Annotated in this window: 10 protein-coding genes; 8 read left to right on the top strand and 2 right to left on the bottom strand. The window is 71.7% G+C overall.

Annotated elements, in window-relative coordinates:
* The first annotated feature begins 184 nt into the window (after positions 1–184).
* From ABEA77_RS30445 to ccsB, 5 genes are all read left to right on the top strand, one after another.
* On the top strand, positions 185–1,432 hold the full coding sequence (locus ABEA77_RS30445) for a polysaccharide deacetylase family protein (RefSeq protein ID WP_345654733.1): 1,248 nt from the start codon (positions 185–187) through the stop codon (positions 1,430–1,432).
* A gap of 193 nt (positions 1,433–1,625) precedes the next feature.
* A complete protein-coding gene (locus tag ABEA77_RS30440; protein WP_345654730.1) occupies positions 1,626–2,264 on the top strand; it encodes a TlpA family protein disulfide reductase in 639 nt (212 codons plus the stop codon).
* A gap of 4 nt (positions 2,265–2,268) precedes the next feature.
* Positions 2,269–3,039, top strand: a complete 771-nt coding sequence (locus ABEA77_RS30435) for a cytochrome c biogenesis CcdA family protein (RefSeq protein WP_345654727.1) — start codon at positions 2,269–2,271, stop codon at positions 3,037–3,039.
* A 4-nt stretch (positions 3,040–3,043) separates the two neighbouring features.
* On the top strand, positions 3,044–4,900 hold the full coding sequence (gene resB, locus ABEA77_RS30430) for a cytochrome c biogenesis protein ResB (RefSeq protein ID WP_345654725.1): 1,857 nt from the start codon (positions 3,044–3,046) through the stop codon (positions 4,898–4,900).
* Entirely contained in the window at positions 4,897–5,997 is a 1,101-nt protein-coding gene (ccsB, locus tag ABEA77_RS30425) for a c-type cytochrome biogenesis protein CcsB (protein WP_345654722.1), read from the top strand. The genes resB and ccsB overlap by 4 nt, the downstream gene beginning before the upstream one ends.
* A 102-nt stretch (positions 5,998–6,099) precedes the next feature.
* Here ccsB and ABEA77_RS30420 read toward each other — a convergent pair whose 3' ends face one another.
* The gene (locus ABEA77_RS30420; protein ID WP_345654720.1) at positions 6,100–7,530 is read right to left on the bottom strand and encodes an alkaline phosphatase family protein; all 1,431 of its coding nucleotides are present in this window, start codon (positions 7,528–7,530) and stop codon (positions 6,100–6,102) included.
* Between the two features lie 556 nt (positions 7,531–8,086).
* Here ABEA77_RS30420 and ABEA77_RS30415 point away from each other — a divergent pair.
* Positions 8,087–9,538, top strand: coding sequence for a menaquinone biosynthesis decarboxylase (locus tag ABEA77_RS30415; RefSeq protein WP_345654718.1), 1,452 nt, complete (start codon positions 8,087–8,089; stop codon positions 9,536–9,538).
* Entirely contained in the window at positions 9,535–10,455 is a 921-nt protein-coding gene (mqnP, locus tag ABEA77_RS30410; RefSeq protein WP_345654715.1) for a menaquinone biosynthesis prenyltransferase MqnP, read from the top strand. Before ABEA77_RS30415 ends, mqnP begins: the two co-directional genes overlap by 4 nt.
* A 68-nt stretch (positions 10,456–10,523) precedes the next feature.
* Here mqnP and ABEA77_RS30405 read toward each other — a convergent pair whose 3' ends face one another.
* Entirely contained in the window at positions 10,524–11,441 is a 918-nt protein-coding gene (locus tag ABEA77_RS30405; RefSeq protein ID WP_345654712.1) for an NmrA family NAD(P)-binding protein, read from the bottom strand.
* Positions 11,442–11,550: 109 nt separating this feature from the next.
* Here ABEA77_RS30405 and ABEA77_RS30400 point away from each other — a divergent pair, with 109 nt between their 5' ends.
* Entirely contained in the window at positions 11,551–12,111 is a 561-nt protein-coding gene (locus ABEA77_RS30400) for a TetR/AcrR family transcriptional regulator (protein ID WP_345654709.1), read from the top strand.
* The last annotated feature ends 189 nt before the right edge of the window (positions 12,112–12,300 follow it).

Raw genomic sequence — 12,300 nt, 5'->3', positions numbered from 1 at the left:
GTAGGGCGTAAAGGACCGTGCGCCCCATCGCTGCGTCTCGCATTCGTAAAGATACGATAATTCCATGAACCGCCGTGTTTGGTGCACTGTCTCACGGTTTGTCGCTTGTAAAAAATGTGATGAACCGACAAGTGCCTGACCTGTGCTTGCCGGTCACCAGTGATCGCACACGGATGGGGACGGTATGCGCAGCATCAGCCGGAGAGATCTGCTCGGGGCAGGAATGGGCGCGGCGGCGGCGGTCGGACTCGCCGCCTGCGGCGCCGAGAAGGCCACGGGCCACCACGCGTCGGCCGAGGCGACCGGCAAGGCGGGCAAGGACGCCGCCGCCGGCGCCCCGCCGAAGAAGGCCGTCACCCTCATCGGGGACGGCTCCACCGCCGACACGGGCAAGCAGCCCAACCAGCCGCCGGCCCCCGAGCCGCTGGAGCCGGGCCAGACACCGCCGCAGTTCGTCGTCTTCTCCTGGGACGGCGCGGGCGAGGTGGGTACGGGCCTCTTCACCCGCTTCCTCGACCTGGCGCAGCAGCACGACGCCAAGATGACCTTCTTCCTCTCCGGGCTCTACCTGCTGCCCGAGGGGAAGAAGCACCTCTACCGGCCGCCCAACAACCCGGTCGGCGCGTCGGACATCGGCTACCTCACCGACGCGCACATCAAGGACACCCTCGCCTGCGTGCGCCGCGCCTGGAACGACGGCCACGAGATCGGCACCCACTTCAACGGCCACTTCTGCTCGGGCAGCGGCTCCGTCGCCAACTGGTCGCCCGAGCAGTGGCGCAGTGAGATCGACCAGGCCATGTCGTTCGTCACGACCTGGAAGACCAACTGCGGCAGCACCGAAGGCGAGCCGCTGCCGTTCGACTACCGCAAGGAGCTCATCGGCGGCCGCACCCCCTGCCTGCTCGGCCAGGAGCAGCTGCTGCCGACCGCGGCCGCGCTCGGCTGGCGCTACGACGCCTCGTCGCCCGGCGGCACGCAGACCTGGCCGACCAAGAAGCAGGGCCTGTGGGACTACCCGCTCCAGGGCATCCCCTTCCCCGGGCACAGCTTCGAGGTGCTGTCGATGGACTACAACATCCTCGCCAACCAGTCGAAGAACTCCACCCAGGGCATGACCTCCCGCTACGCGGGCTGGCGCCAGCAGGCCACCCAGTCGTACCTGGCCGGCTTCCAGCGGGCGTACGAGACCAACCGCGCGCCCTTCTTCATCGGCAACCACATGGAGACGTGGAACGGCGGCATCTACATGGACGCCGTCGAGGAAGCCCTGAAGCAGATCGCGGGCAGGCCGGAGGTGCGGCTCGTCTCGTTCCGCCAGTTCACCGACTGGCTGGACGCGCAGGACCCCGCGATCCTCGGCAAACTCCAGGGCCTGGAGGTCGGGCAGGCGCCCACGGGCGGCTGGAACACCTACCTCAAGGCGGCCTGACCGGGACGAACACGTACACAACGCCCGTACGGGGGCCGGTCGGTGTGAAACCCGCCCCCGTGCCGGGACCGCCGCTGGTCCGCCGGGTGGCACAGGTCCGGCTCACCCGGCCCTTACAACGGGCCCTTGGGGCGGCCCGGACACCGAGGGGGGTGGGCGGGATTGCCCGAAACGCCCATGCGAAACTTTTCACATGAACTTCGGCCGCGCCCCCCGACGCACCACCGCGCGCACCCGCTCCCGCCGGGCGGCGCGCGCCGCCGTCCTGCCGGTCGCCGTGGTCACCGCCGCCCTCGCGCTCACCGCGTGCGGCAGCGGCAAGTCCGGCGGAGGCGGCAACACGAACTTCGTCGCGAGCACCTCCGACGGCATCGACACCGTCCCGAAGGCCGACCGCAAGGCGGTGGGCGCCATCAAGGGCACCACCCTGGACGGCAAGCCCCTGGACGTCTCCTCGCTCAAGGGCAAGGTCGTCGTCCTCAACGTCTGGGGCTCCTGGTGCTCGCCCTGCCGCGCCGAGGCTCCCCACCTCGCGAAGGTCGCGGGCGCCACTCAGGGCAAGGGCGTGCAGTTCGTGGGCATCGACACCCGGGACACCAACAAGGACCAGGGCGTCGCCTTCGAGAAGAACTACGCGATCCCGTACCCCAGCCTGTACGACCCGACCGGGCGGCTGCTGCTCTCCGGCTTCCCCAAGGGGACGCTCAACCCGCAGGCCATCCCGTCCACGATCGTGCTCGACCGGCAGGGGAAGATCGCCGCGCGCGCCCTCCAGGCCCTTGACGAGGCCAAACTCAAGAAGATGATCGACCCGCTGATCGCGGAGAAGTGATCCCGTGCACGGCGTACAGGCCCTCGCGGTGACGGGCTACAACACCACCGTCACGAGCGGCGCGCTGCTGCTCGCGCTGCCCGTCGCGGTTCTCGGCGGCCTCGTCTCCTTCTTCTCCCCGTGCGTCCTGCCGCTCGTGCCCGGCTACCTCAGCTACGTGACCGGAGTCACGGGCTCCGACCTCGGCCAGGCGCGGCGCGGCCGGATGGTCACCGGCGCGAGCCTCTTCGTGCTCGGCTTCACGGCCGTCTTCGTCTCCGGTGGCGCGCTTTTCGGCTTCGCGGGGCAGAACCTCCAGGACCACAGGGGCGTCCTTTCCCGGGTGCTCGGGGTGCTGATGATCCTCATGGGCCTCTTCTTCGCCGGGCTGATGCCCTGGATCACCCAGCGCGAGGTGCGCATCCACAAGCGGCCCGTCTCGGGCCTGGTCGGCGCGCCGCTGCTCGGCGCGCTGTTCGGGGTCGGCTGGACGCCCTGTCTCGGGCCGACCCTCTCCGCCGTCAACATGCTCGCTTTCAGCCAGGCCAGTGCCGGACGCGGGGCCGTGCTGTCCGTCGCGTACTGTCTGGGGCTCGGGGTGCCCTTCGTGGTCGCGGCCGTCGCGTTCCGCAAGGCCCTGGGCGCCTTCGGCTGGGTCAAGCGCCACTACGCGTGGGTCATGCGGATCGGCGGCGGCATGATGGTCGCCACCGGGCTGCTGCTCGTGACCGGCGTGTGGGACGGCATCCTTCAGCAGACGCAGTCGTGGTCCAACGGCTTCTCGGTGGGGATCTAGCACCATGGGCAACACAGACACGCAGCCCGGCCGCGGCCGGGCCGCCGCCGGCGACGGTGAAGAAGCCGCCGACACGGCCGTGGGAACCGCCGACGCGACGGCGGGGGCCGCCGACGCCGCCGTCGATGACGACACCGCCGCGTCCGCCCGTACCCAGGACGAGGCCGACGCGCGCGAGATCGGCGCCGCCGGGTCCCAGCTGTCGACCGCGCCCCGCGAGGAGCCGCTGATCTCGGGCCCCACGCTCGGTCCTGTCGGCTGGGTCCGCTGGTTCTGGCGCCAGCTCACCTCCATGCGCATCGCGCTGCTGCTGCTCCTGCTGCTGTCGCTCGCCGCGATCCCCGGCTCCCTGATCCCGCAGGCAAGCGCGGACCAGAACAAGGTCGACACCTTCATGGCCGACCACACCACGCTCGGGCCGGTCTACGACAAGCTCCAGCTGTTCCACGTGTACAGCTCGGTGTGGTTCTCCGCGATCTACATCCTGCTGTTCATCTCGCTGATCGGCTGCATCATCCCGCGGTCCTGGCAGTTCGTCGGCCAGCTGCGCGGCCGTCCGCCCGGCGCGCCGCGCCGCCTCACCAGGCTGCCCGCGTACACCACCTGGCGCACCCGGACGGAGCCCGAGGCCGTACGCGAGGCCGCGCTCGCAGTGCTCAGGCGGCGCAGGTTCCGCGCCCACGTGGTCGGCGACGCGGTCGCGGCCGAGAAGGGCTATCTGCGCGAGGCCGGGAACCTCGTCTTCCACGTGGCGCTGATCGTGATGCTGCTCGCCTTCGCCTCCGGCTCCCTGTTCAAGTCGGAGGGCGGCAAGCTGATCATGGAGGGGGACCAGGACGGGTTCTCCAACACGCTCAGCCAGTACGACGACTTCACGTCGGGCCCGCTCTTCGACACCGCGAACCTCGCGCCCTTCTCCTTCTCGCTCGACGACTTCGTCGGCACGTACGAGCGCAGCGGCCCCGAGGTCGGCACCGCCCGCACCTTCCAGGCGGACATCCACTACTCCGAGGGTCCGGGCGACAAGGACCACAAGGCCGTCATCAAGGAGAACCACCCCTTGAAGGTGGAGGGCTCCAACGTCTACCTGATCTCGCACGGCTACGCGCCGTCCGTCACGGTCAGGGACGGCAGGGGCAAGGTCGTCTTCCACGGCAACACCCCGCTGCTGCCGTTCGACAAGAACCTCTCCTCCAGCGGTGCCATCAAGGTGATGGACGGCTACCGCGACAAGGACGGCAAGAAGGACCAGCTGGGCTTCGCGGCGCTGTTCGTACCGACGTTCGGCGGCAAGGGGCAGATGCTCTCGCAGTTCCCCGCCCCCGACTTCCCGGTCCTCAACATCGGCGCCTACCACGGCGACCTCGGTGTCGACTCCGGCATCCCGCAGAACGTCTACCAGCTGAACACGAAGACCCTGAAACCGTTCAAGGACTCCAAGGGGCAGATCCTCAAGCAGAGCCTGCTGCCCGGCGAGACCCTGAAACTGCCGGGCGGCGCGGGCTCCCTCACCTTCGACAAGGGCCCGATCAAGGAGTGGGCGAGCTTCCAGATCACCCACCAGCCGGGCGAGCTCTGGGCGCTCGGCGGCGCGGTCGCCGCCATCCTCGGGCTCGCGGGCTCCCTGTTCATCCAGCGGCGCCGCGTCTGGGTCAGGGCCGTCGAGGGCCCCGACGGCGTGACCGTCCTGGAGATGGCGGGACTCGGCCGCAGCGAGTCCGCGAAACTCCCCGAGGAGCTTGGCGACCTGGCCGTCACGCTCATTCCCGAGGCGCCCCCGGCGCCCGATCCTGACGCCGACGACGCGGGCGAAGCCTCCGCCGCCGCACCAGCCGAACACGCCGAAGGGGCGCAGAAGTGATCCTCGCCGCCGCAACCAACGAGAATTTGGCCCACACCAGCAATGTGCTGATCTACTCGGCCATGGCCGTGTACATGCTGGCCTTCTTCGCGCACATCTTCGAGTGGATCTTCGGGAGCCGCAGCAAGGTCGCCCGTACGGCCGCCGCGCTGACCGGCACCGCCGCCGAGGAGACGGCGAAGGACGCCGACACGGTCACCGTGAAGGTCACCGCCAAGGGCGGCGGCACGACCGTCCTGGAGCGGCCGAAGGTCATCACCCGCTCCGCCTCGGGATCCCGCGACGTGCCGGACGGCCCCGGCGCGGACGGCGGCGACGTGCAGGGCGACATGTGGGGCAGGATCGCGCTGTCCCTGACGGTGCTCGCCTTCTTCATCGCCGCGGGCGGCGTCCTCACCCGCGCCCTGTCGGTGCAGCGCGCGCCGTGGGGCAACATGTACGAGTTCAGCATCACGTTCTCGACGGTCGCCGTGGGCGTGTACCTGGGCCTGCTCGCGTCGCGGAAGCTCAACATCCGCTGGCTGGGGCTGCCGCTGGTGGCGACCGTGCTGCTGACGCTCGGCCTCGCCGTCACCGTGCTGTACACCGCGAGTGACCAGCTGGTGCCCGCGCTCCACTCGTACTGGCTGTGGATCCACGTCTCCACCGCGATCTTCTGCGGCGCGGTCTTCTACGTCGGCGCCGTCGCCACCCTGCTCTACCTCTTCCGCGACCGGTACGAGATGAAGCTGATCGCGGGCGAGAAGGTCAGCGCCTTCGCCACCTCGGTGCTCGAACGGCTGCCCGCGGCGGCCACCCTCGACAAGCTCGCCTACCGCGTCAACGCGGCCGTCTTCCCGCTGTGGACGTTCACGATCATCGCGGGCGCCATCTGGGCGGGCAGCGCGTGGGGCCACTACTGGGAGTGGGACCCGAAGGAGACCTGGTCCTTCATCACCTGGGTCGCCTACGCCGGCTACCTGCACGCGCGTGCCACGGCCGGCTGGAAGGGCCGCAAGGCCGCCTCGCTCGCGCTGGTCGCCTTCGCGTGCTTCCTCTTCAACTACTACGGCGTCAACATCTTCGTCTCGGGCAAGCACTCGTACGCGGGCGTGTGACGCGCGCGTCCCCGTACACCGCACGGGCGTGCCCCGGCCGGAATCCTGACATCCGGCCGGGGCACGCCTCTGTGCGGCGGTGGGGCCGCTCGGCGGCGGGGCTCAGCGGCGGGGCCGCCACCCCTTCTCCTGCCGCGGCACCTTCTGGTGCGTGGTCGGCAGGGTCGGCGGAGGCAGCGTCGCCACCTCCTGCTGGGCCTCGGCGAGCTGCTCCGCGGTGTCCGTGGGCAGCTTCGGCGGGCGGGGCGCCGCCTGGCGGAAGCCGAACGCCGACGTCAGGTCGCCGAACGTACGGCGGCGCCACTGGCTGATGTTGGGCTCGCGCACGCCGGTGACGCGCTCCAGGAACCGGAGCACGGACGTGTGGTCGAACGCCTCGCCCGCGGCCCAGCCGCCCACCGTCCACGGCGAGACGACGACGCACGGCACGCGGAAGCCCGCGCCGATGGGGAGCCCGTCGATGTACTCGTCCACCGTGCCGGGCCTCGGCGTGGGCGGCACGACGTGGTCGAAGAGGCCGTCGTTCTCGTCGTAGTCGAGGATGAACGCGGTCTTGCGCCACAGCTCGGGGTTGGAGGCGATCGCCTCGATCTTCGAGGCGACGTAGTCGGCGCCCGCCGCGGGCAGGTAGTCCGGGTGTTCGGACTGGGTGCTGGTGCAGATGATCCAGGAGACGGTGGGCAGGCGCCCGGCCCGCGCGTCCGCCTCGAACGCGCCCGCCGGGCCCGGCTGCACGCCCTTGTCGTACAGCGGGTCGCCGGGCTTCGCGTTCTTGAAGTTCGCGAAGTTCTCCAGCATGTTGCAGCCGTAGTCGTCCTCCTCCTGGTACACCTTCCAGGACACGCCGGCCGCTTCGAGGCGCTCCGCGTACGTGGTCCAGGTGTATCCGCTGTCGGGGGCGACGTTGCTGATGATCGGGCCGCCGTGGGTGCCGTTCGGGTCGACCGTGCCGGTCATCCAGAACATGCGGTTGGGCCAGGTCGGGCCCATCATCGAGCAGAAGTAGTTGTCGCACACGGTGAACGCCTCGGCCAGCGCGAACTGGAACGGGATGTCCTCGCGCGTGTAGTAGCCCATCACGTACGGGCCGTTCCTGCCGTCGGCCGCGCGGTGGGCGGGCAGCCAGTTGTCCATCTTCCCGTTGTTCCAGGCGCTGTGCTGGACCGACCAGGCGTGGCTGGTGGAGGGGATGGCCTGGGCGCTGCTGCTGTGCGTGTCCAGGTGGAACGGCAGCATGTAGCCGTCGGGGGTGCCGGGGTCGGGCTGGTAGAAGACGGGACGGCCGTTCGGAAGGCGCTTCGCGGCCGGGTCGCCGAAGCCGCGCACGCCCTTCATCGTGCCGAAGTAGTGGTCGAAGGAGCGGTTCTCCTGCATCAGCAGGACGACGTGCTCGATGTCGTCGATCGAGCCGCGCCGTGGCGGGCCCGCGGCTACGGCCTTCTGGACGGAAGGCGGCAGCAGGCTGAGCGCGGCGCCGCCGGCCGCGGCCCCGGCGGCGGAGCCGAGGAGTCTGCGACGGGTCATGTCGGGCATGGGGGTACCCACTTCCCTTGCGGAGTGAGAGGGCGGAACAGGCCGCGCACGACTCTCTCCGGCCGGGTGCGCGGAAAGTGAGGGCATTTCGGTGAACGCCCGGCCAAGCAACGGCAAAAGGATCAAGCGGTGGCAAAGTGTGCTTCCGGCGCGGCCGGTTGGGGCGTACGGGGCGGTACGGCCGGGGGCCGTGGCCGCGGAACGCCTGGTGGGGAGGGTCAGGACAGTGTCGCTGACGGAGTGTCAGTACGGGGTGTGCGACGCGGAGCCGGGGCGGCGGCGCGGGTGGCGCGCGACGGGTGGCGCGGGCGGGCCCGGCGGGGCCGCGCCACCGCGCGGCCATCCCTTCTTCACCTGCCGTGACGCCCCCGCGACACCCCGGGTGGGCAGGGGGCGGAGCCGGCGGACCGCCCGCCGCGGGGGCCCGGCGTTCCGCCCGTACGGACGGCGGCCGAACGGGCGGGACGGGGCCGCGGCGCGCACGGGGGAGCGCGGGGGGAAGGGGCGGCGGGCCCGGTGGCGGGGCCCGCGCTGCCGGTGGCCGATACTGGGGGGCATGGCTTACGACGATCTTCGCTCGCTGCTGAGGGCCCTGGAGCGCGAGGGCGACCTCAAGCGCGTGAAGGCCGAGGTCGACCCGTATCTGGAGGTCGGCGAGATCACCGACCGGGTGAACAAGGCGGGCGGCCCCGCGCTCCTCTTCGAGAACGTGCGCGGCTCCGCGATGCCGCTTGCGATGAACGTGTACGGCACGGACCGCAGGCTGCTGAAGGCGCTCGGGCTCACCTCCTACGCGGAGATCAGCGAGAAGATCGGCGGGCTGCTCAAACCGGAGCTGCCGCACGGCTTCGTCGGGGTGCGCGACGCCTTCGGCAAGCTGGGCTCGATGGTCCACGTGCCGCCGAAGAAGGTGAAGGAGGCGCCGGTCCAGGAGGTCGTGCGCACCGGTGACGACGTGGACCTGGACGCGCTGCCCGCGCTGTTCACCTGGCCCGAGGACGGCGGCTCCTTCTTCAACCTGGGCCTCACGCACACCAAGGACCCCGAGACGGGCGTGCGCAACCTCGGCCTCTACCGGCTCCAGCGGCACGACCGGCGCACCCTCGGCATGCACTGGCAGATCCACAAGGACAGCCGCAACCACTACGCGGTGGCGGCGCGGCGCGGCGAGCGGCTGCCGGTCGCGATCGCCTTCGGCTGCCCGCCTGCCGTGACGTACGTCTCGACGGCGCCGCTGCCCGGCGACATCGACGAGTACCTGTTCGCCGGGTTCCTGCAGGGGCGGCGCATCGAGATGGTCGACTGCAGGACCGTCCCGCTCCAGGTGCCCGCGGCGGCCGAGGTGGTGCTCGAAGGCTGGCTCGAACCGGGGAAGACGCTGCCCGAGGGGCCGTTCGGCGACCACACCGGCTTCTACACGCCGCAGGAGGAGTTCCCCGCGCTGACCGTCGACTGCGTGACGACGCGCAGGCGCCCGCTGCTCCAGTCCATCGTGGTCGGCAGGCCGCCGACGGAGGACGGGCCGCTGGGGCGGGCCACCGAGCGGTTCTTCCTGCCGTTGCTGAAGATCATCGTGCCGGACATCGTGGACTACCACCTGCCGGAGGCGGGCGGCTTCCACAACTGCGCGATCGTCTCGATCGACAAGAAGTACCCCAAGCACGCGCAGAAGGTGATGCACGCCATCTGGGGCGCCCACATGATGTCGCTCACCAAGCTGATCGTGGTGGTGGACGCCGACTGCGACGTGCACGACCTGCACGAGGTGGCGTGGCGCGCGCTCGGCAACACCGACTACGCGCACGACCTGACCGTCGTGGAGGGTCCGGTCGACCACCTCGACCACGCCTCGTACCAGCAGTTCTGGGGCGGCAAGGCCGGGATCGACGCGACGAGGAAGCTCCCCGAGGAGGGGTACGCGCGCGAGGGCGGCTGGCCGCATATGGTCGTACCGGACCGGGAGACGGCGGCGCTTGTCGACCGCCGGTGGAAGGAGTACGGGCTGTGAGCACCACGGCGGACGGGGCCATCGGCGGCCCGGAACCGATCCACGGCGGCAGGGTCCGGGCCTTCCTGCGGCTCGTCATGATCGAGCACTCGGTGTTCGCGCTGCCCTTCGCCTACATCGCGGCGCTCACCGCGATGGAGCAGCTCGACGACAGCGTCCACTGGTGGAAGCTGCTGCTCGTGACCGTCGCCATGGTGGGCATGCGGACGTTCGCGATGGCCTGCAACCGGATCATCGACCGGGAGATCGACGCGCGGAACCCGCGCACGGCGGGCCGCGAGCTGGTGACCGGCGCGGTGTCGGTCCGCTCGGCGTGGACCGGCGCGATCGTCGCGCTGCTGGTGTTCCTCGCGGCGGCGGCGCTGCTGGGCCCGCTCTGCCTGGCGCTGGCGCTGCCCGCGGCCGTGCCGATGGTGGTGTATCCGTACGGCAAGCGCTTCACGTCCTTCCCGCACGCCATCCTCGGCATCGCGCAGGCCATCGGCCCGATCGGCGCGTGGATCGCGGTGACCGGCAGCTGGTCGTGGGACGCGGTGATCCTGGGCCTCGCGGTGGGCGTCTGGATCGGCGGCTTCGACCTGATCTTCGCCTGCCAGGACGTGCGCGCCGACCGCGCCCACGGCGTGCGGTCGGTCCCCGCGCGCTTCGGCATCCCCGCTGCGCTGCACGGGGCGCGCGCCGCGCACGTCGTCACCACGGCCCTGCTCGCCTGGTACGGCGCCGCCACCGGCGCGGGCGTCCTGTACTGGATCGGCCTCGCGGTCGTGGCCGCCGCCTTCCTCTACGAGCACACGATCGTCCGCCCCCACGACCTCTCCCGCCTCAACCGTGCCTTCTTCCAGGTCAACGGCTTCATCGGCATCGCACTCTTCGTCTTCGCCCTGGCCGACCTGATCGCCAGGGGCCTGCGCGGCTGACGCGGGCCGGGGGCTGGCACCTCTCGGCTCCGGAGCGCTGACCGGCCCGCGCCGCGTGCTCCGCGGGGTCAGGCCGCGGGGGTGAGGCGGGTGCGGGCCCACTCCTCGAAGGAGGTCAGGGGGACGCCGAGGGCGCGGGCGAACTCGGGGCGGGCGGGCTGGCCGGTCTCGTTCATCATCTGGTGGCCCGCGCCCATGGGCGGCATGCCGGCGGCGACCGCCTCGTCCAGGGCCATGTCGGGCGCGGTCAGCTCGGTGCCGAGGGCGGCGGAGAGGACCTCGGCGATCCGGGTCATCGGCAGGTAGTCGCTGGCGAGTTCGAGCTCCACGCGGTGGAAGCGCTCCGGGTCGGCGATCGCGGCGGCGGCTGCGGCGCCGATGTCGTCCACGGCGACCAGCGAGAGCCGGGTGTCCGGCTTGAGCAGGCTCACGATGCCGCCCTCGACGCCCCGGGGGAACAGGAACTCCATGGAGGGCAGGAAGTTCTCCATGAAGAAGCCGGGCTTGATCAGGGTCCAGTACCTGAACCCCGCCTCACGCACCCGGTCCTGGATGCCCGTCTTGGTCGCGTAGTACGGCTCCATCGCGGCCCAGCGGCCCTCGGCCCAGCCGGGCGCCGCGGTGTGCTGCCCGGCGCCTGAGACCGAGGTGTGGACGAACTGCCCGACGCCCGCGTCCCGCGCCGCCCCGATCAGGCGGGCGGCCTGGGCTAGCTCGCCCTCGAAGCCGCCGCCGGCCAGGTCGGGCATCTGGACGGAGAAGACGGCGCGCGCCCCCTCGGCGGCGCGGGTGAGCGAGTCGCGGTCGTCGAGGTCCCCGGTGACCAGCTCGGCGCCGAGCGCCTCGACGGCCCGTGCGCGGTCGGTGCCCGGGCCGCGGACGAGGGCGCGTACGGGGACGCCGGCGGCGAGCAGGGCGCGCGCGGTGGCGCCGCCCTGCCTGCCGGTGGCGCCGGTGACCAGGACGGGGGCTGTGGTGGCTGACATGAGGCTCCTCGGGCAGGGGTGGCGGGAGACCAGAAACGGCGGGGCCCACCGTTTCTTCTTCGGTACGATACGGAGGGGCCCGCCGCTTGGCAATGTCGGAGGTGATCACATGCCCGGTCAGCGCGCCGACGCGCGGCGCAACTACGCGCGCATCCTCGCGGTCGCGGAGGCGGAGGTCGCCGCGCACGGCGCCGACGCCTCCCTTGAGCAGATCGCCCGCGTCGCCGGGGTCGGCTCGGCGACCGTGCGCCGGCACTTCCCCGGCCGCCGCGCCCTGCTCGACGCGGTCTTCCGGGAGCGCATCGAGGCCCTCTGCGAGCGCGCCCGCGCCCTGGCCGACGCACCGGACGCCCGCGCCGCGCTGCTCGCGTGGCTGCGTGCGCTCACCGCGTACTCCGCGTCGGCGCGTGGCATGGCCGCGGCGATGGCGCCCGACGGGGCGTTCGACGAGGAAGCGGTGCACAGCTGCTCAGCGGTGCTCGGCGAGGCGTGCGGGGCGCTGCTGCGCCGCGCGGCGGACGAGGGCGTGGTCGGCGCCGGGGTGACGGTCGCCGACCTGATCACCCTGGTCACCGGCATCGCGCTGGCCACGGAGCACCACCCGGAGGCCGCCGCTGAGGCGGACCGGCTGCTCACCCTGGCCTTCGTGGGGGTCAGCCCGGAGCGGTGAGACCGCCGCGCCGGGTTCCGCCGCATGGCCTCAGTGGGACGGCTCCGCGCGCCGGTCTCTGCGCGTGGTGTCCGCGCGGCGCGCTTCGCCGGGTCGGCGCCGCGCGCCGGGCTCCGCGCGGGCGTCCGCCGCTACAGGCCCGGCGGCAGCGGCGCCGCCCGCGGCCCGCGCTCCCGGCGGAACAGGAAG

The sequence above is a fragment of the Streptomyces tremellae genome, assembly GCF_039540215.1.
Taxonomy (GTDB): domain Bacteria; phylum Actinomycetota; class Actinomycetes; order Streptomycetales; family Streptomycetaceae; genus Streptomyces; species Streptomyces tremellae.
The sequence above is the reverse complement of the archived record's forward strand: the minus strand, read 5'-3'. Positions and strand labels throughout refer to the sequence as shown.

Bases quoted from the DNA above. Each gene is read 5' to 3' on its own strand.
- ABEA77_RS30445 (WP_345654733.1), top strand. From the start codon at position 185: ATGCGCAGCATCAGCCGGAGAGATCTGCTCGGGGCAGGAATGGGCGCG.
- ABEA77_RS30415 (WP_345654718.1), top strand. From the start codon at position 8,087: ATGGCTTACGACGATCTTCGCTCGCTGCTGAGGGCCCTGGAGCGCGAG.
- ABEA77_RS30420 (WP_345654720.1), bottom strand. From the start codon at position 7,530: ATGCCCGACATGACCCGTCGCAGACTCCTCGGCTCCGCCGCCGGGGCC.
- ABEA77_RS30440 (WP_345654730.1), top strand. From the start codon at position 1,626: ATGAACTTCGGCCGCGCCCCCCGACGCACCACCGCGCGCACCCGCTCC.
- ABEA77_RS30400 (WP_345654709.1), top strand. From the start codon at position 11,551: ATGCCCGGTCAGCGCGCCGACGCGCGGCGCAACTACGCGCGCATCCTC.
- resB (WP_345654725.1), top strand. From the start codon at position 3,044: ATGGGCAACACAGACACGCAGCCCGGCCGCGGCCGGGCCGCCGCCGGC.
- ABEA77_RS30405 (WP_345654712.1), bottom strand. From the start codon at position 11,441: ATGTCAGCCACCACAGCCCCCGTCCTGGTCACCGGCGCCACCGGCAGG.